The sequence below is a fragment of the Algoriphagus aurantiacus genome (genome assembly GCF_035156405.1).
In the GTDB taxonomy this organism is placed as follows: Bacteria; Bacteroidota; Bacteroidia; order Cytophagales; family Cyclobacteriaceae; genus Algoriphagus; species Algoriphagus aurantiacus.
In genome coordinates this window covers 143,694-162,216 of sequence record NZ_JAXRUT010000006.1, presented here as the reverse complement: position 1 = coordinate 162,216, position 18,523 = coordinate 143,694, and the positions used below count along the sequence as shown (strand labels likewise).

Below are 18,523 nucleotides of genomic sequence, written 5' to 3'. Positions count from 1 at the left end.
AAAGTATTCAATCGCAACGCTTACCAGCCTGGATTTTGGGTCATCTCCGGATACAATGACACATCAGAAACCTTCAAAGGAAGCCAATAGTGTTTTTCCGTGAATGGGCGTTGTAAAATCACCTCTTCTCTGATATTTGCTACCCGGTTTTCTTTGGGATCATCTGAGTTAAAGTCACCAACCCGGTCGAATTCTACTGAACTTTTTATGGTATATGGTTCCTCTATCAGAAGTAACCATCTCCGAAGATCAGTAAATCGATGCCTTTCAAAAGCGAGTTCAACAGCACGTTCTCTTCTCAGTTCAGGAAGAAAATCCTCCACCGAACCCAGAAAATTAGAATGCACTGGAGCCATGCCTGCTCTATCCCTGATTTCATCCACTGCCTGTGCCGCGGTTTTGCCAAAAGTAGCACTGGGAGTATTGGGAGAATTGTATCCCATCAGTGTAGCTTCTGCATACATTAGGTATATGTCTGCCAGTCTCATATAGGGAACATTTATATGCAAGGAAGTCCCCCAATCATACGCATTGTCGTATTTATTGGCTTGTAGAGGGACAAATTTCCTACTCATGTAGCCTGTACGACTTCCGTTACTTAAGTTTCTATAGCTCCCTCCAGAGAATAAGTTTGCATGCCTGTTCACTTCCTGACTTTGGTCAGGGATGGAACCTTGGATAATTTTTATTCCATCATAGCTGATGTCACTATAGAATCTAGGATCACGATCTTTCCATGGGTAATTTGGATCATATCCTGATGCAGGATCTGCCTTAGTAATGTCTGCTGGAAGAGGAAGCCCGTTGGCCATGCCGTAATTGTCGTGCACATAATTTGCTGTAGGCATGAACATCGTCGCATCCCCCTGACTGATCAGCAAAGGCATAAATTGCTTTGAAATCTGGTAGTTACTACCATTTGCACCTGTGGTCGGAGCTCTGAATATGGCTTCTGTTCCTCCCGGCATAGCCCAGTTTTGGCCAGTGGTATAGAACATGTTTGATTTCTGTGCAAAGGGCATCAAGGAATATATTGTCTGCCCACTTTCTACCAACTGAAGTAATTCACCGAAAACATCGGCAGCTCGCTTACTATACCCGGCATCATAAGACCTGCTTCCCGTATCTGTAAAGTTCATCAATGGACTGCCAGCCCAAAGAAGATTTTTTCCCAGGTAACCCAAAGCCATAATTTTGTTAATACGCATGGTATTCTTTCCTATGGTATTTTTCCCTATGGTAGTATTGTCCCAATTAAGGGGTAAAAGGTCAGCTGCTCTTCGTAAGTCCTCTGCTATTCTATCTGCACTTTCTCTATAGGACAGGCGTGGAAGGCGTAGCTTTTCATCGCTGGGTAATACGGTATCTATATAAGGTAATCCACCAAAGTATTGGATCAGTTGAAAGTGGAACCAGCCTCTGAAAAACAGCAATTGTCCCTCTATCAACCTTCTTTCCTCATCGGTAGCATCGGTCATTCTATACAGATTCTCCAAACCGAGATTGGCTTTTCTTATCCCAAACCAGGCTAATGGCCATAAGGCTTTCCGATGGTGTCCGTTAGTCGTAGAAGCATTTCCTTTGTCAAACCAGCCTACTCCTCCGCCAAGTTCACTCTGCCATGCCCAGAAATTTCCCCGGTCAAAATTGTAGGAAACCGTAAATGTGCCCGCTGTGGATTCTATTTCATCATCACCAAAATTCCATGCACTCACCCAATAGGCAAGTGTGAAATTGGGTACGCAATGGTATAATTCTTCGGTAAATCCCTGAAAGTTTGTGAAATTCTGAAAAGCAGTTTCTTCCGAAATAATTGAATCAGGAGAGCGCTCAAGGTAGTCGGCACAGGAACCGACAAGCATAAATAGCGTAACTAATACGCTTCCCCTGTATATATTTTTTATATAGGTTTTCATTTGGATTTCTGTTTAGAAGGTAACATTAAGACCAAGGTTGATTCTTCTCACAGTAGGGTAAGCGCCTGCAAAGCCAGCAGAAGAGAAGTTAGACTCCCGATCATCTGGCATATCAGTCCACAAAAGCAGGTTGTTGCCATTGACATAGACCCGGAAGGTCTCCACACCAATCGTTCTCACCCAATCTGAATTGAAGAGGTAAGCGATTTCCGCATTTTTCAAGCGTAAGTACGAGCCGTCATAGAGATAGCGCTGTCCATTACTGTAGCCTGGCAGCAATGCTCCCCACCTAGGCATAGGCGCATCAGGATCCATGTTGTCTTCTGACCAATAACTACCTTCCTCGTATACTCTATTCAACCGATTATTTAGACTGCTCAGCGGAACATCACGGGTCACATTGTTTACACCGTAAAACTGAACGTATAAACTAAGGCCTTTCCAATCCACCCCGATGTTGGTACTGAAGGTATTTTCCGGTACACTTGAAAAACCATACGGTGCTCCATCAAAAGAGTCGATTACGCCATCTCCATTAAAATCAAGTATTTGTAAGCCGCCGGGAAGTTTAAACTGGTCATTAGAATTATGGGGTGTACTGGCGTACACTTCATCCCATGAACTGTAGTACCCATTACTGATATGGGTTCTATACTGACCCAACTGGTAGCCCTGATCTTTCTGATAGGCAACCTGCAATTCCGGATCATCTCTTTCCTTTACTACATTTTCAGCATGAGTCATGGAAAAGTCAGCCCAAACTCGGATTCTGTTTTCAAACGTATGATTGAGTCCCACTGTAAATTCGAACCCATTTGTAATCACTCTACCAAGGTTGGCAGCAGGAGCAGTAGTCCCATAATAACTTGGTATAGAACGGTCTCCTGACATCAGGATATCCTTTCGGTCATCCTTGAAATATTCAAAATTCCCATTGATAAGTCCGTTCAATATATCAAACTCGACACCAACATTTGTCTTGTAAACGGTTTCCCAGTGAACTCCGGGATTACCCACCGAAGACTGCCTGTACCATGTATATGGACTATATTCTCCATCTACTCCCACAATCCCAAGCTGGGAACTCTCTCCATATGCCCACTGGTCCATAAACAGAAATCTACCCCCGATATTATCATCACCGACTTCACCGTAACTCGCTCTTATCTTCAAGAAATCAATACCTGAAAGAGACTTCATAAATCCTTCCTCGGAAATCACCCAACCTAGACCTCCGGAAGAAAAGAATGCAAAACGATACTCCGGAGAAAACTTCTCAGAGCCGTTGTATGCTCCACTGTAATCCAACAGGTACTTATTTTTATAATCATAATTAGCACGAAAAACCCAGTCTTCCCTATAAGATGGAATCATACTTCCAGTCGCATCTTGCTGCCGGCTCATCAATCCCATCAAGGAATAGTTATGATCATCGGCAATCGTTCCTGAATAGTTTAACTGAAATTGATAATACAAGCGTCTCTGTGCACCTTGCACAGTACCTCCTGCAGTACCCCAAGTAACTGCTTCTCTGAAGTCGAAACGGCTATTAGAATCTACAATATCATCATAGAGGTGCATTCCTGTTTCCGGATCTACCCACTTTTGAAACGGCGTATTGTAGAGATCATTTACACCCCGATTTTCCTCTGTAAAGGAATTATCAACTGCCAAGGTACCTCTGAAATTCAGCCCTTTCAGGATCATTCCCAAATCTTGATTTAAGACAAAATTGGTAGAGAGTTGGGTAGTAGTCAGGTATTGCAAGCCACTGACTGCAAGTATCCTAACGGAGTTTTCTGCAGCAACATCATCGGGCGTATATACTCCCCATGCCCCATCAGAATAAACTGGCATAAATGCATCGGGTGGATTGGCGTAGGCAGCACTCCAAAAGCTACTGGAATTTCCACCACCCCAAGGGGTCTTGCGGGTACCATAGGAACCACCAAGATTTACCTGTAGCTGCGTGCTTGGGGTTAATTGAAAATCCAAGTTGCTCCGAAAATTCAAACGGTTATAATTATAGCCCGGTTCATACCCTCTATTATTGTCAAAATTCCTAAAGAGGTCACCCTCATTTTGAAAATCTATACTGGCAAAATATTTGGTGAATTTTGTCCCACCTCTTATCCCTATATTGGCGTTATAAGCCATGGCATAATCCTTAAACAAGGTTTCCTGCCAATCTATATTCGGATAGCGTTCAGCTTCAGCCAAGTCTGCTGGATTTCGGTATTTTTCCCGGATAGAATATGGAATGTAATCTGACCATCCTGCTTCATTTGCCGATAGCTCATTCTCTATTGCACGGTTTCTGACACCAATTGCATCAAACGCGTCAAACTTACCCGGTAATTTAGAAACCACTTTCATCGTAGAGCTGACATTTGCAGTGATTTGGGCTTTTCCTACCCTACCTCTTTTGGTGGTGACAATGATCACCCCATTTGCACCTCTAGATCCAAATACTGCAGTGGCAGAGGCATCTTTCAAAACAGAGATGGTCTCGACGGATCCAATATCCATGGTATTAAAAAATTCAGGTCGTTCTACCCCATCCACCAGGATGAGTGGTGAGTTTCCATTCCAGCTGTTTTGGCCTCTGATAACGATTTGGGGATTCTCTCCACCCGGTACTCCCGTACTTGCGGTAGTAATCACACCAGGAAGATTTCCTGTCAATGCTGACCCCACATTAGAAATACCTCCCGTACGTTTTAATACTTCTCCGGATGTCTGGGCTACAGCTCCTACGATGGTTTCCTTCTTTTGCTCAGCGTATCCCACCACGATAACTTCGTCAAGGGACTGCAGATTTTCTTCTAAGGTCACATTAATGACCGACTGGTTGCTTACTGTGATTTCCTCTTCTATAAACCCTATAAAGCTAAACAGCAGTACATCGCCTTCTTTTACCTCCAGCTTATATTCTCCATCCAGATTTGTGGTGGTTCCTATGTTCGTACCCTTGATCCGTACTGTAACTCCAGGCAAGGCAAGGCCTGTAGGATCAAGCACCTGACCGGTTATCTCAACTATTTGCTGAGGTTTCACTTCTGCAGGTTTTTCTTTTTTCGGAGCTCGCGTGATGTGGATGTTGTCATCCAGTTGGACGAATTTCAGATTAGTTTGACTTGAAATCTCTAGCAGAACAGCTGATAATGCAGCGTCTGTTAGCGAGATATCCACTGTAAGTTCATCTATAGCAACTTTAGCTTTATTATAAGTGAATTGAAAACCGCTTTGATTCTCTAATTCGTCTATTAATTTGCTGAGGGTGCCTCCTTTGCAGTTTACCGTAACAGAGACATCATTCAATGTCTTAAGTTGTGCATTGCTCGTATTTGCCAATAATACGACCGTACAAAACAGCTGAAAGATAAATGCACAAACAAAATATTTGGAAAGCATAATGATTTTCCTAAGTATTGATTTTTCCATACTTTTATGTAAAATTTTAAGTGTGATAACTTGGAATTTTAGCCTTTGATAAAATTGACAGTTGGACCAAAGGCTGTAGGCAGGAAAGCATTAGCTTTTCTGCCTATTTCACACTTAGCTAGAATTTTGGTAGAATTTTTTCATGGTTATTTGGTTTGAGGGTTTAGAATTGTTACTGTTTTACTTTCAATTTTGTAGTCAAATTCCGAGGAAATGCTTATTCCGTCCAGTACTTGACTTAAGGGTTTATCATGATATTTACCAGAGTAAGACCAATCAGATTCTACGGTGATTTTTGAAATTATCTGGACACCAAACCAAGCCTCTATTTTATCAACCACCTCTTCGAAGCTGTCATCCTTGAATATCAAGTATTGTTCTTTCCATCCAAAAACCTCCATCGGGTCAAAGGTGGTCATGGAAACATCACCGTCTTTTGTTTTGATTAGCATTTCATTGGGAAGCAGGGAAATGACCTCTCCGGTTTCTCCTTCTACTTCCACCTTGCCTTCTTCAAGTGCTAGCTCAAACTTTTCTCTATTCTTTAGATTAAATGATGTGCCAATCACCTTGACTTGATTATCTTCAGTTTCAATAATAAATGGCCTATCCTTATCCTTAGCCACGTTAAAAAATGCTTCCCCCTTCATTCGGATGACTCTACGGGAGGAATCAAATGTTTCCGGATACTCTACACTACTCTCTGAATTAAGATGGACAATGGTCCCGTCATCCAACTTAAACCTGTATTTCTGACCCGCAGGATTGTAGACGCTGAGCCATTTGGTAACTTGTTGGGTTTGAACTTCCTTATTGTCTAAACCAATGAAATAATTAATACTATAAGCTGTCGAAAAAGCCAAAAACAGAATTGCAGCTACTTTGTGCCAAACTCCCCAGTGAAAAAAATTTCTATCCGATCCCTCCCTGTTACTTTTTTCTACAATGTTTTCATATAAATCCATGTAAGCCTGATCAGATAATTCATACTTGGTCTGGTAATCAACAAGTATAATTATCTCTCTAGCCTTCTGTACAATGTGCTTTCTGTCAGGATTATTTTCAATCCATTTCATCCAAAAATGATTAGTCTCCTCTCCCGGGTTTTTTACCCATTGGATGAAAAACTCATCATTTAAAAAATCAATAATATCAAAATCTCTATATCTCATTTTATTAGTCTGTATTCCGGAAAGGAGCTTTTTTCTGTTCATTTCATTCGACTTCAAATATCTCCTTTAGCTTTTCCAGTCCTCGATAAACCAATGTCCTCGCTGTTTTAACCTGACTGAAGTTCATTATTTCTGCTATTTCCTTATAGGACAGTTCCTCCTGATAAAGCATGATTATTGCCTGCCGCTGCTTGGGGGGTAATTTGTTTAATGCCTTAGTTATTTCTGATTTCATTTCGGCATCAAACTCTTCCGCAATCAATTTCGATTCGTGAGACTTTTCAATGACAAAATATTCTTGATCCCCTTCGAGAGAAATAGTATTATCCTTAACCTTTTTCTCTTTCTTGATTAGTTTAAAAAGATCTCGTTGGAACACCGTGAATAGATACCCTTTAATGCGTTGAACATCGCCCAAACGGCTTTGGCTTTTGCGAAGATTGACAAACATCTTTTGCAAACAATCCCGTACTAATTCATCACTCTGGCAGACTTGCATCCCATAATTGTACAGATCTGCTACATGTTTTCTGTAGATGTAATTAAATGCAGCTTCATCACCCTTCTTGAACGATGCCCATACTTCTATGTCAGATTTCTCCGTATACACAATCATAACCTGACTATGCTGCATATAAAGCATCGCCGATGATTCCTGGGTATCAATTCGATTATTTTGGGTATTCTGGGTTTTTTTCATTTTGAACAGGAAGATGTCTCCACTCTTCACCTATAAAGAGGCGACTGGGCACCTAAACAACCTCATTATTTTAATAAAATATTATTTATCACTAAAAAAAACTGTGAAAAGCATTTTTTGTAATTTAAAACGAACTGAATAAACAGGTTATCGAAACTTTATTTTGTGCAAAAAAAATATCCCTTTGTTGATAAACCACTGTGTCCCACACCTGTTCTCTGCACTGTTGGAATTTTGTAACGGATACTTCCGCAATTGTGGATCGCTATAAGGAATTGGATAAACAAATCCTGCTTCCAGAGAAACCTAAACTTTATGAAAAAGCTGTCCAGTCCATTGATGTTCCTATTCTGATTTTGACAGCTTCCAACGATACAATCACCACTCACGGTGATGCATTAGCACTGCAGGGTAAACTTGGTAAAAAATGCCAACTTGTCCAATTTGATGGAGATCACCTCGCCGGATTTCAGGTTGATCATGAAAACAAGGGATTTGCTGGATGGTATGTGGAGCAGATTGATCGGTTTGTAACGAAGAAATTTTAAGATAAAACCTCCATCATTAATAAATAAGAACTCTTGGATTTGCCATGCTTGTCCAAAGTCGTTGAACTGGTAACCCCTCCTTCAAGTGCATCATACAGTACAAAGTTCAGAGCTCCCAACTGTGGAAGGGCATAACGGACAACTTTACCTTTTACCCGATCGCCAAACCATGCTTTAACCTTTTCTTCAGTTACCTGCCGGAGTATCAGTTCAAAATTTGACCTGTCGTATACAATCAGGGAGATGTTACTGATATTACCCTTATCTCCAGATCTGGAATGGGCTATTTCCCAAAGTTTCATATCATGCTATGGTTTGGTAAAAGTTTTTAGTAGTCACTTCTGATTTTAGCAAAAGTACTGAAGCGATGGATAGCAGTTCAGATACTTTTTGAGACGCACCGCCTCCGCCTGCTGGCCCATTGGTATAAAGTGCTTCCACTTCTAAGCCGATTTGACTGGCAACCGCAGTGGAGCCTGATTTTCCAGCGACTCTTATTCTGACTTCTGAAGGCTCCATTTCATGGATCGAAGTACCAAATGGATTGATAGCATTTATGCCTATGACTTCAAATCTCAATTCTGAGAGATCCTTTCCTTCTAATCTTCTTCGAATGATTTCTAAAGCCAGTTTTGCCCTTTTCAGACAATTGATCCCACCATAGCTTATCTCACCTTCTCCTAAAAAACCATTCCGGTATCCTACACTTACCTTGAAAGTATCAGTAGCTCTATGACCATTCGCGCCTGTAAATGCAATTTTATCTTTCCCCTTTTCCTTAAATTCCACTTGCGAAAAGTCAGCCACACAGTCCGGTGTAAAATACCTTGCCGGATCATGTATTTCATAAAGCATTTGCTCCGTGCAAGTTGCTGTGGTCACCTCTCCACCTGTGCCCTCAAGTTTGGTCAAAAACCCGTCCCCCGATTCATCTACTTCTACTATAGGGAAACCAAGATTCCATAAATCAGGAACATCTTTAGCCCCTGGATCAGCAAAATAGCCACCGCATACCTGCCCTGCACATTCCAATAAATGACCAATCAAGGTTCCTTTACCCAGTTTGACAAAATCATCCATACCCCATCCAAACTCATAAATCATAGGAGCTAAAAATAAAGAGGGATCTGCTACTCGGCCTGTAACAATAATATCTGCACCATTTTCTAACGCTTCCACTATGGGCAAAGCACCTAAATAAGCATTTGCAGAGATAATTTTATCTTTGATAGAGTTTAGTGGGTTTCCGGTTTCCAGGATGATCAAATTATGCTGTCTATTGACAATATCAAGCACATCATCTCCCATAACTGCTGCAATTTTCATCCCATAAGCACCTGCTTTTTTAGCCAGATCAGCTATTATGTCCATTGCTTTTTCCGGATTGGCAGCGCCCATATTGGTAATCACCTTGATTTTATTTTTATAGGCCAAAGGAATGACTTGCTCCATTCGATGAACGAGCAGATGATTATACCCTTTATCAGGATCAATCCTTCTTTGTTCTTGGGCAAGGGCAATAGTCCGCTCTGCCAGACATTCAAATCCGATATAATCCAAATTGCCCTTTTGCATTAAGTGAATGGCAGGTTCTAATCTATCGCCACCATATCCCGCCCCGCTTCCTATTCTGATTTTTTTCATATGATTATATTTTGATTTTCTATGGCCATATGGAATCTCGCAAGGTTTATAATCATCACAGTGTGTGAGGTTTTTCCTCATGCTCGATTTCATGTTCTAAAAGGAAATAGCTCCAACTAAAAGTGATACACTCAATATAATCATGCTTACCAAAAAAGCATACGGAATAGTTTTTCTCTGATGATCCGCCAGATCAACTCCTGTTAAGCCAATTAATAAATAAGTAGCTCCAGTCAATGGACTGACGGGGAAACCCGTGGTCATTTGCCCCATGATAGCTGCCCTTCCTACTTCTATTCCTGAACCTCCAAACTCAACAGCGGTGGAAGACAATAACGGTAAAATCCCAAAGTAAAAAGAATCAGGATCGAAAAGTAGACTTGCAGGCATCGCCAAAACTCCTGTTATCACCGCCAAATGGCTTCCAATCCAGTCGGGGGTATAAGCCACAGCTGAGTCAGCCATTGCCGCGATCATTCCAGAACCTTTCAAAATCCCCGTAAAACAACCTGCTGCAAAAAGTATACTGGCCATCAAAATCGCTGCTTTGGCATGAGCATCGATGCGTTCTCCCTGCTCTTTCACTTTTGGATAATTTATGGTAATAGCAATGCAAAATGCAATCATAAAAATCACATGGGGCGGAGCCAAACCAGAGACAAGTATACCCACTGCCAAAAGGATCAAAATTATATTGAACCAGAAAAGTTTTGGTCGCTCCAATTTACTTGCTATGCTCTCCTCTCTGACAAGGTCAAATGACTTGACTGTAGTTTTTTCACTGCTACCTAGGTAATATGAAATCATAAGGACAGCAACTAGACCTACCAATACTGGAATCAGTAAAGGATTAAACAATTCTGTTACGGAAACCTCCAATGCTGAAGCAGCACGGATCGTTGGGCCGCCCCAAGGCAAAATATTCATAGTTCCGGCTGATAGGGCCACAATGCAGGCAAGATTTGACCGCTTCATTTGCAAAGCATCATACAAGGGTAAAAAAGCGGGAATAGTCACCAAAAATGTCACTGCACCAGAACCATCCAAATGGACAATCATAGCCAAAAGCGCTGCCGCCACGGAAATCTTGGCTGGATCATTTCCCGCAAACCCCAGCAATTTTTTGATGATTGGCCGAAATGTACCTGCATCAGTCAGTACCCCAAAAAATAAGATGGCAAATATAAACATAACTCCCGTAGGAGCTATGGTCTGGATCCCTTGAGTTATGAAATCAACTAACTCAAAACCAAACCCGCCTATCAATCCCATAACCACCGGAACAAGTATCAAAGCAACCACTGGAGAAGCCTTTTTGGTCATGACCAAAAAAAGCAAGATAACAATGGTAAGAAATCCTAAAAGTGACAGCATAAGCTAGAAATACACCTCATTCCGGTTGTTTATATGAAGTCAGAATTCTAAATATTCATCAAAAAAAGGCAATACCTGCTGGGGGATTCTGCCTTCCTTAGTGTAAATCCCACTTACATGAGTGCCGATATATTCCTCAGCAAAATGTTCAACTCCTACATTTTCCAGTCTTTGACTGAACATCTTGCACTGGATTGTGAATCTTTCACCGGCATTTCTACCCCAATCTAGCTTGATGGCTTTCAGTTTTTGCAAATTTTCGAGGTTATCATCAATCATGTGTACCGGCATATTGGCATACCATTTTTTCAGAACATTTTCATGCACGATCAATTGATTACCCTTGTATTCAAACGGAAAATCGCAAAAAAATGGTGGCTTGTCTGGATTGGGCGACCAAGATCGGGCAAAGGCAACCATTACACTGCCAAAATATGTTTTACCTAATTCCTCAAAAGTATTGATTGTCGAAAGCTCTTTGAAAGTATCACTATTAGGACCATACTCCCGTACAATAGTCAGCGCACCCGGGCTGATGGCATAAACTGTATTGAAAATTTCCGGGTGATGCATCGCAAGTTTGATTGCACCATATCCTCCCATGCTATGCCCAGTAATCCCCCTACTCTCTTTTGTGGGAATCGTACGGTATTTTTTGTCTACATAAGAAACGAGGTCAAATGCCGTAAAATCTTCCCAATCCCCAAAATATTCTGAATTGCTGTAAAAGCTGCCTCCATAAGTGGTCAACTGATTTGGAATGACCAAGATAAAAGGACGGATTCTTTTCGAAACAATGGCATAGTCTAGTATTTCCTTCATTCCTGACATTTCATGCGTGCCGGTAAATCCGTGTAGGAAATAGATTACTGGATACCTAGTTTCACCTTCTTCGTATGTTGGAGGAAGGTAAACACTGATTTCTCGGGTGGTTGTTTCGCCAAAATCATTTTCCAGAAAAGTACTATAAAGAGAGTCCACCCGTATTTCTCCTCCTGTCTGGCTTAGAGTGAATTGATGAACTCCACTTATCATCAATAAGATCAGGAATAATTTCCTCATGGTTTTTTGGGTTTACTTTAAAGGGAACTTTGTAACAGTGTCGTTAATTACTCATAAAATGGAAGAGGAGCAAAAGGTAAAGTATATTTATCGAAGTTGGTTCATGCCTCAATAATCGCTGTGATGCAATACTCCGACAACTCCCTTTCTACTTAAAGAAATCCTATTTTTGCAGAGCATGCTTCAAGATTTCGATCACAATTCCTTTGATCTCCCTGTAGCGGAGATAATTCCACAAGTTAAATCCCAGCTTTCCCAGGCTAATTCGTTGATTATCCAAGCGCCTCCGGGTGCCGGAAAAAGCACCTTGCTTCCCCTCACGTTGCTGAATGAACCCTGGATGGCAGGCAAGAAGATCATTATGCTAGAGCCTAGGCGATTGGCTACCAAAACCATCGCCCAGCGCATGGCATCCATGACGGATACCAAGTTGGGTGATCTGATCGGATATAGAATCCGCTTTGAATCGGCTATTTCTAAGAACACAAGACTGGAAGTGATCACAGAAGGGATTTTGACGCGCATGCTTCACTCAGACAATGCCTTGGAAGATGTGGGATTGGTGATTTTTGATGAGTTTCATGAGCGAAATCTTCATTCTGAAGTTGCACTGGCTCTTTGCCGTGAGGTGCAGCAAGTGCTAAGACCAGACCTACGGATCCTACTTATGTCCGCAACTATAGACACCGAAGTGCTTTCTGGTTTGCTTAAATCAACAGCGATCGAAAGCAAAGGCCGGCAGTATCCAGTGGAAGTGAATTACTTGAATGAAGTGAATGAATATGCCATAGGTGAAGATGCAGCAAGGCAGATTATTCCATTGACTAAAGTTTATACCGGGGATTTCTTAGTTTTCCTTCCCGGACAGGGAGAGATTCGGAAAGCACAGGAAATTTTGAGAAAGGCATTACCGGATGATCTGGTAGTGCCTCTCTATGGACAACTTTCGCCCGGGGATCAGAATAGAGCAATTATGCCACATCCTTCAGGGAAAAGAAAGATTGTTCTTTCCACAGATATTGCGGAAACTTCCCTGACCATCGAGGGAGTGACGGTGGTGGTGGATTCAGGCTTCGCCAAATCATCCAAGTTTGATCCTAGATCCGGACTTTCAAGACTGGTATTGCATAGAATCAGCAAGGATTCTGCGGATCAACGAAGTGGTAGGGCAGGTCGATTGACCGCGGGTCATAGTTACAGACTGTGGACGAAAGCCATTCAAAATCAACTCCACGAGTACCGTACTCCTGAACTGATGGAGGCGGATCTCACGGGACTTGTGTTGGATATGAAAGCCTGGGGTAAGCAGGATATTCGGTCCATGACTTGGCTTACTCCTCCTCCTGCAGGCACTTTGGCATTGGCAGAAAAGACATTGGAATCCATAGAAGCTATTGTAGATGGAGAACTGACATCACACGGTAAGGAAGTGCATCAGTTGCCTACCCATCCCCGTATAGCGCACATGCTGATTAATGCAGAGGAAATTGATCAACTAGGTTTGGCTACCGATATAGCAGCGATTTTGGATGAACGCGATCCTTTAGGGCCAGATGCGGGCGTGGATTTGAATTTGAGAATTGAAGCGCTTCGGAGATTTAGAAAACATAATGTGAGCATTCCGAGAATCAAGAAAATAGAAAAGATGGCTACATCCTATCGCAGGATGTTTTCCATACAGCCTGATAACAGCCCTGTTGATCCATGGCAGACAGGTTTGCTCCTAGCCTATGCATATCCTGAGCGGATAGCAGCAGCAAGACCCGGCAACAATGCTCAGTTCCAACTAGCAAACGGTAAAATAGCACAGGTTGGGCACAAGGATGATCTTGCCCACGAATCTTGGTTGGCTGTAGCTCATGTGGATGCACGTGAAGGAATAGGGAAAATTTGGATGGCTGCCCCTATCAATCCAAAGGATTTAGCTCCAATGCTGAAAACCAAGGAGGTATTGAAATGGGATAGAAAAAAAGGCGGACTTCAGGCTCATTCTGAGATTCGGATTGGGTCCATTATTCTTGGCACACGGCCTTTGGCGAAGTACCAGCCCGGAGATGTAAGGGAAGCTATTTTGGAAGCTATCCGTGAAGAAGGTGATTATCTGCTTGATTTCAACGAAGAGGTGGAGCAGTTGATTTTGCGTGTGGAATCTCTTAAGGCATGGAATCCGAAACAAAATTGGCCTGATTGGTCTATCACTTCACTTTGTGAGAAACCTGAAACTTGGATAGCACCGTACTTGGAGGGAATACAAAAGAATGATGATTTCAAAAAGTTAAACATCAGTCAGATTTTATTGCATTCCCTTGATTTTGAGCAACAAAAAGAATTAGAAAAGCTTGCTCCTTCTACTATTGAAGTTCCTTCAGGAAGCAAAATCAAACTGGAGTATAGAAAAGAGGACATACCGTTGCTTGCGGTGAGACTTCAAGAATTGTTTGGGTTGTTGGAGACTCCCACAGTCAATAATGGAAAAGTAAATGTCTTAATTGAGATGCTTTCTCCAGGTTATAAGCCGGTGCAACTTACTCAGGATCTGAAAAGTTTTTGGCAGAATGGCTATTTCGAAGTAAAGAAAGAACTAAAAAGACGCTACCCCAAACATGAATGGCCGGATGATCCAATTTCAGCCAAAGCTGTGCGAGGTGTGAGAAGGCGGTCTTAAGCAGCTACTATTTTTAGGTTATCAAGGAAATTTAAAAATTGCAAAAATGACGCTATAGTAAAAGGGGTCATTACTTCACTGTCGATTTTCTCTAAGAATGACTGACGAAGGATAGGGTAATCTTGAGGATTATATAATCTACTAAGTGCGGTAGATCTGAATGCAGATTCCACCATATTATAGGCATCAAAAAGATTTTCTTTTTGATGTAGGAATTCCTGCTCAAGAATGACAGGATTAATCATTTTATCCAACCAATTGAATCCTGTCTTTAAAAAAAAGTCTTCAATTGAATTAACTACTTTAGACAACTCATTTTTACTGGAAACTATAATTTTATTTGGGGATAAACTCCCCAAATTGTACGGGGTCTGGGCAAGAGTAATCGATTGATTGGCATAGGTATTGGGTGTTGGCAGGTATTTTTGGATCAATTCTTCTACCTCATTGATACGTATACCTAGATGATACTCGATATAACTAGTAATTGATCCCTCTACGTAATGTACAAACACAACTTGCTTGCCATGTATAAAATCTTTCTCAAATAACAATTGAGATTGATTTAACACAAATCCATGATCTCTAAAAAACTCCGAGTGCAAGCAAACAACATCCATTTTTTTCATGACGAAAACCTTTTTTTTGTATGATAAAAACACAAGAATCAGGCAAATATTGTTAATCCTCAGAAAATAATTCTCTAATTTCTCGTAGGATTGGTTCTACTTCCATTCTTTTTAATTGCATACTCCCCTCATCCTCAGGGTTGTGCAAGTAGTGATTCCAATGCTTCTCTGTCTTCCTAAGCGTACGAGGTGTCATGTCAAATTCCACTTCATCCAAAAACATTTTGGCTAGTGCCTGAGCCTTGAAATTTCCAAAAAGAAAAACCCTGAAAATATCCACAAAGCGAAGGCTTAAATCGAACTCTTCCAAAATCTGAACAAAGGCACCTTGATGAGCTCGATTCTTTTTGTCGTTAATCGCCTCAAAAATGGCATCAAGGGATTCCTCATTGAAAGGAGATTTTGAAAGAGCTCTACACGCCAAGTATGAAACCTCCCAATTATCCCCCTTCACCAATTCTATTACCTTATCTCTCCCATTTTTATCCAGGATTTTGCCCAGTTTGTCTGCAAAATAGAAAGCTTCCTTTTCATTTGGATCGCTCATACGTTTGATCAAGCCTTCAATTTCCTCGTCCATGATTTTTCGGTTTATTTGTGCAAATATAATTGAAAAGCCTCTTTCGCTATGATTTCCGGTAACCCAAAGTTAATTAGTCTTGAAAAGTACCAGACCATACTGGAAGTCTCTGAAAAGAAAGGACTGTTGGGTACCTTCGAACAGACTAAGCATCAGTGGGTAATATCTGATTCGGATGCTTGGCTGGCCAAGATTTCTCTTCCTTGGAACACCAGTCCAAGTGATTCGGGTTTGCTTTCTGTAAAAGATGATTTCCATTTGGCTTTGGTGATGATCCGTGCGGGAATAGCTGTGACGGGCTATTTTCATAATGGGGAAATGCTGGATCATAAAGTATTCCGAGCTTATATGGTGAGGCAAAAGCAGGGCAAAAGCCAGATCAAATACCTTAAGACCAAGGGTAAATCCAGAGCTGGCTCTAGGCTGAGATTGGGTGAATCTGAGCAGTTCTTTGAAGAGATCAATGAGCGCCTCCAGCAATATGAAGAGAATTTTCCTATTACCACCTGGGGAATCAGTTGTGGAAAAACCCTCTGGCCATACTTTTTCGGGAGCGATACTCCTACTCCTTTTTCCAAGAAGGCAGAAAACCTAATGAGCATTCCCTTCCATGTGCAGCAGCCTGATTTTGAGACTCTACAAACTATTCACAAGAAATTGATCGGAATTCATTTAACACTTTCTGAAAAAGGAGCAGCGTTTTTTGAACAAGGAGATGGCTCACAAATATCTGAGAAAAATGATGAGGAAGATTGGTGAGTTAAATAAAAACTCAATGGTCTATATCCAAACTTCAATGATCAAGAACTGGGTATTCTGATTACAGATAAATGGTTGTATCTCATGACTTAGACCCGTCAGAACACAGTCTTTAGCTCTTGTTCACTTTCCATAAGCAAAAGCCACTATTTCTAAGCTTGTGTTTTAATGGCTGACAATCATGTTATAAATTGGGTAGTTCAATTAAGAAGTTAATCAATGGAACGGGAAACTATCATCAAGCCTTTCGAAGAACTCAGCATACATGAGCTTTATGCAATCATTAGACTTCGTAATGAAGTGTTTGTGGTAGAGCAGAATTGCATTTTTCAAGATGCTGACAATAAAGATCAGCTAGCATTTCATGTGATGATCAAAGCAGAAGGTCTATTAGTAGCATATGCTAGAATTTTACCTGCCGGTGCATCATTCGCTGAAGTGTCCATTGGGCGAGTGGTAAGTGACATTAAAGCGAGAAGGACTGGTGCAGGAAGAAGGTTGATGAAAGATTCACTCTCGTTTATTTTAGACACATATGGACCTTGCATTGTAAGAATTGGTGCGCAAACCTACCTGAATGCATTCTATAAGTCTCTTGGGTTTGAGGATGCTGGAGAAACATACTTAGAGGATGGTATCGAGCATATAGAAATGACGACTCAGGTTTAGATTTCTAGTCAAGAGTTCTAATATTTAAGAATCTGCTTAAAAGAGTTGAACACTTAATTTCATGTGATATCGTCTCAAAAGCGCTTCATCTTTAGTAACTTATGGAGTTCTAGATCATACTAGAGCCCATGAAACGTATTTTACTCTTTTATTGCTTTATCAGCTCTCTACAGTTTTCCTGTTCCCAAAAAGAAAAACATGAAAACCTCGATCCTCAAAATTCAGAAGCTACAGTAGAGCTTTTATTAAATGGTGATCTTAGCTTTTTGGAAAGACTTAAATAAAATAATTAGCCCTACTTTGTAGCTACATAAAATCATTTCATGTTTAATAAATAGGTTACTATGAAAAAGTTCATTGTGATTAGCCTGATCATTTTTACATCGCTATTTCTGGCTTTTATTTTTTCCCAAGACAGGCCCGCGACTCAATTTTTGAATTCTTTGACTCAAGATCAAAGAGAAAAAGCGCAGCTAAGCTTTGATGATGTTTCTAAGTCTAGCTGGCATTATATACCAAGTACAATGTTTTCCCGTGCAGGCCTAAAACTGGCTGAACTATCAATAAATCAGAAAGAATTGTTTAACGAATTACTTCAGATGTCTCTATCTGAAATGGGTTTTATCAAAACTCGCAAAATCATGGATTTAGAAAATGTACTGCTTGAGATCTCAGGAGACTCTGCTATGCGAGATCCAGAGAAATATTTTATAGCCTTTTATGGTGATCCAGAAAAGGACAGCCTTTGGGCATGGTCTTTTGAGGGCCATCATATTTCATTGAATTTTACAGTTTTGAATAATGTGCAATCTCTGGCGCCTCGATTTTTAGGTGCTAGTCCAGCAACTATTCTTTCTGGCCCAAGGAAGGGAGAAAGGACATTAGAAAAGGAGGAGGATTTAGGGTTTGAGATGATCAATTCATTAAGTCAGGAACAGCAGAGTGTTGCCATTTTTCAAGAGAATTTATTCAATGATATTTATACCAAGAATTCTCCTAAAGTAGAACCGTTAGTCCCAGTTGGAATCAAGTTTGACGAATTAAATCCAAGTCAAAAGAATACTTTCTTAAGTATTATTGATATGTATTTATCGACCATGCCGGAAGAGTTAGCGGAAATAAGGATGGAAAACATAAAGGGAGAGGAATTAGGAGAACTTAGGTTTGGATGGATTAGCAGCACGAAGTTGGGACAAGGACATTATTATAGAATACAGGGAAAATCATTTTTGATTGAATTTGACAATACCCAAAGTCAGGCTAATCACATCCACACGGTTTGGAGAGATTTTGATGGAGACTTCGGGAAGGATTTAATCAGGGAACATTATAAAAATTCAGATCACCACGATCATTAAAAC

At 40.9% G+C, this 18,523-nt stretch carries 15 protein-coding genes; 5 read left to right on the top strand and 10 right to left on the bottom strand.

Going from position 1 to position 18,523, the window contains the following annotated elements:
* Positions 1 to 20: 20 nt before the first annotated feature.
* From SYJ56_RS08500 to SYJ56_RS08485, 4 genes are all read right to left on the bottom strand, one after another.
* Positions 21 to 1,916 (bottom strand): RagB/SusD family nutrient uptake outer membrane protein, encoded by a 1,896-nt coding sequence (locus SYJ56_RS08500; protein WP_323833424.1) that lies wholly within the window; start codon positions 1,914 to 1,916, stop codon positions 21 to 23.
* Positions 1,917 to 1,928: 12 nt separating this feature from the next.
* Positions 1,929 to 5,360, bottom strand: a complete 3,432-nt coding sequence (locus SYJ56_RS08495; RefSeq protein ID WP_323833422.1) for a SusC/RagA family TonB-linked outer membrane protein — start codon at positions 5,358 to 5,360, stop codon at positions 1,929 to 1,931.
* Positions 5,361 to 5,506: 146 nt separating this feature from the next.
* The gene (locus tag SYJ56_RS08490; protein ID WP_323833420.1) at positions 5,507 to 6,574 is read right to left on the bottom strand and encodes a FecR family protein; all 1,068 of its coding nucleotides are present in this window, start codon (positions 6,572 to 6,574) and stop codon (positions 5,507 to 5,509) included.
* A 1-nt stretch (position 6,575) separates the two neighbouring features.
* Positions 6,576 to 7,232, bottom strand: coding sequence for an RNA polymerase sigma factor (locus SYJ56_RS08485; protein ID WP_323833418.1), 657 nt, complete (start codon positions 7,230 to 7,232; stop codon positions 6,576 to 6,578).
* A 200-nt stretch (positions 7,233 to 7,432) separates the two neighbouring features.
* On the opposite strand from SYJ56_RS08485, the gene SYJ56_RS08480 reads away from it, so the two are divergent.
* Positions 7,433 to 7,780: an alpha/beta hydrolase gene (locus SYJ56_RS08480; protein ID WP_323833416.1), complete on the top strand. Its 348-nt coding sequence runs from the start codon at positions 7,433 to 7,435 to the stop codon at positions 7,778 to 7,780.
* On the opposite strand, the gene SYJ56_RS08475 is transcribed toward SYJ56_RS08480, so the two are convergent.
* The 4 genes from SYJ56_RS08475 to SYJ56_RS08460 all read right to left on the bottom strand — a co-directional run bounded on the left by SYJ56_RS08475 (position 7,777) and on the right by SYJ56_RS08460 (position 11,860).
* On the bottom strand, positions 7,777 to 8,082 hold the full coding sequence (locus SYJ56_RS08475; protein ID WP_323833414.1) for an AtuA-related protein: 306 nt from the start codon (positions 8,080 to 8,082) through the stop codon (positions 7,777 to 7,779). The genes SYJ56_RS08480 and SYJ56_RS08475 overlap by 4 nt on opposite strands.
* A gap of 1 nt (position 8,083) precedes the next feature.
* Positions 8,084 to 9,424, bottom strand: a complete 1,341-nt coding sequence (locus tag SYJ56_RS08470) for an acyclic terpene utilization AtuA family protein (protein ID WP_323833412.1) — start codon at positions 9,422 to 9,424, stop codon at positions 8,084 to 8,086.
* A gap of 96 nt (positions 9,425 to 9,520) precedes the next feature.
* A complete protein-coding gene (locus SYJ56_RS08465; RefSeq protein ID WP_323833409.1) occupies positions 9,521 to 10,798 on the bottom strand; it encodes a CitMHS family transporter in 1,278 nt (425 codons plus the stop codon).
* 39 nt (positions 10,799 to 10,837) lie between these two features.
* On the bottom strand, positions 10,838 to 11,860 hold the full coding sequence (locus SYJ56_RS08460; protein ID WP_323833407.1) for an alpha/beta hydrolase: 1,023 nt from the start codon (positions 11,858 to 11,860) through the stop codon (positions 10,838 to 10,840).
* Positions 11,861 to 12,038: 178 nt separating this feature from the next.
* On the opposite strand from SYJ56_RS08460, the gene hrpB reads away from it, so the two are divergent.
* On the top strand, positions 12,039 to 14,525 hold the full coding sequence (gene hrpB / locus SYJ56_RS08455) for an ATP-dependent helicase HrpB (protein WP_323833405.1): 2,487 nt from the start codon (positions 12,039 to 12,041) through the stop codon (positions 14,523 to 14,525).
* On the opposite strand, the gene SYJ56_RS08450 is transcribed toward hrpB, so the two are convergent.
* Together SYJ56_RS08450 and SYJ56_RS08445 are read right to left on the bottom strand one after the other, a co-directional pair.
* Entirely contained in the window at positions 14,522 to 15,154 is a 633-nt protein-coding gene (locus SYJ56_RS08450; RefSeq protein ID WP_323833403.1) for a hypothetical protein, read from the bottom strand. The genes hrpB and SYJ56_RS08450 overlap by 4 nt on opposite strands.
* A 52-nt stretch (positions 15,155 to 15,206) precedes the next feature.
* On the bottom strand, positions 15,207 to 15,734 hold the full coding sequence (locus SYJ56_RS08445; RefSeq protein WP_323833401.1) for a HEAT repeat domain-containing protein: 528 nt from the start codon (positions 15,732 to 15,734) through the stop codon (positions 15,207 to 15,209).
* A gap of 48 nt (positions 15,735 to 15,782) precedes the next feature.
* Here SYJ56_RS08445 and SYJ56_RS08440 point away from each other — a divergent pair, with 48 nt between their 5' ends.
* From SYJ56_RS08440 to SYJ56_RS08430, 3 genes are all read left to right on the top strand, one after another.
* Positions 15,783 to 16,493, top strand: coding sequence for a hypothetical protein (locus tag SYJ56_RS08440; RefSeq protein WP_323833399.1), 711 nt, complete (start codon positions 15,783 to 15,785; stop codon positions 16,491 to 16,493).
* A 219-nt stretch (positions 16,494 to 16,712) separates the two neighbouring features.
* Complete coding sequence (locus tag SYJ56_RS08435) at positions 16,713 to 17,162, top strand: GNAT family N-acetyltransferase (protein WP_323833397.1); 450 nt, start codon at positions 16,713 to 16,715, stop codon at positions 17,160 to 17,162.
* 344 nt (positions 17,163 to 17,506) lie between these two features.
* The gene (locus tag SYJ56_RS08430; protein ID WP_323833395.1) at positions 17,507 to 18,520 is read left to right on the top strand and encodes a DUF3500 domain-containing protein; all 1,014 of its coding nucleotides are present in this window, start codon (positions 17,507 to 17,509) and stop codon (positions 18,518 to 18,520) included.
* Positions 18,521 to 18,523 lie beyond the last annotated feature (3 nt).

Coding starts and splice junctions, on each gene's coding strand:
- SYJ56_RS08485 (WP_323833418.1), bottom strand. CDS start 7,232: ATGAAAAAAACCCAGAATACCCAAAATAATCGAATTGATACCCAGGAA.
- SYJ56_RS08475 (WP_323833414.1), bottom strand. CDS start 8,082: ATGAAACTTTGGGAAATAGCCCATTCCAGATCTGGAGATAAGGGTAAT.
- SYJ56_RS08470 (WP_323833412.1), bottom strand. CDS start 9,424: ATGAAAAAAATCAGAATAGGAAGCGGGGCGGGATATGGTGGCGATAGA.
- SYJ56_RS08445 (WP_323833401.1), bottom strand. CDS start 15,734: ATGGACGAGGAAATTGAAGGCTTGATCAAACGTATGAGCGATCCAAAT.
- SYJ56_RS08490 (WP_323833420.1), bottom strand. CDS start 6,574: ATGAACAGAAAAAAGCTCCTTTCCGGAATACAGACTAATAAAATGAGA.
- SYJ56_RS08465 (WP_323833409.1), bottom strand. CDS start 10,798: ATGCTGTCACTTTTAGGATTTCTTACCATTGTTATCTTGCTTTTTTTG.
- SYJ56_RS08440 (WP_323833399.1), top strand. CDS start 15,783: ATGATTTCCGGTAACCCAAAGTTAATTAGTCTTGAAAAGTACCAGACC.
- SYJ56_RS08460 (WP_323833407.1), bottom strand. CDS start 11,860: ATGAGGAAATTATTCCTGATCTTATTGATGATAAGTGGAGTTCATCAA.
- SYJ56_RS08435 (WP_323833397.1), top strand. CDS start 16,713: ATGGAACGGGAAACTATCATCAAGCCTTTCGAAGAACTCAGCATACAT.
- SYJ56_RS08430 (WP_323833395.1), top strand. CDS start 17,507: ATGAAAAAGTTCATTGTGATTAGCCTGATCATTTTTACATCGCTATTT.
- SYJ56_RS08495 (WP_323833422.1), bottom strand. CDS start 5,360: ATGGAAAAATCAATACTTAGGAAAATCATTATGCTTTCCAAATATTTT.
- SYJ56_RS08500 (WP_323833424.1), bottom strand. CDS start 1,916: ATGAAAACCTATATAAAAAATATATACAGGGGAAGCGTATTAGTTACG.
- SYJ56_RS08450 (WP_323833403.1), bottom strand. CDS start 15,154: ATGAAAAAAATGGATGTTGTTTGCTTGCACTCGGAGTTTTTTAGAGAT.
- hrpB (WP_323833405.1), top strand. CDS start 12,039: ATGCTTCAAGATTTCGATCACAATTCCTTTGATCTCCCTGTAGCGGAG.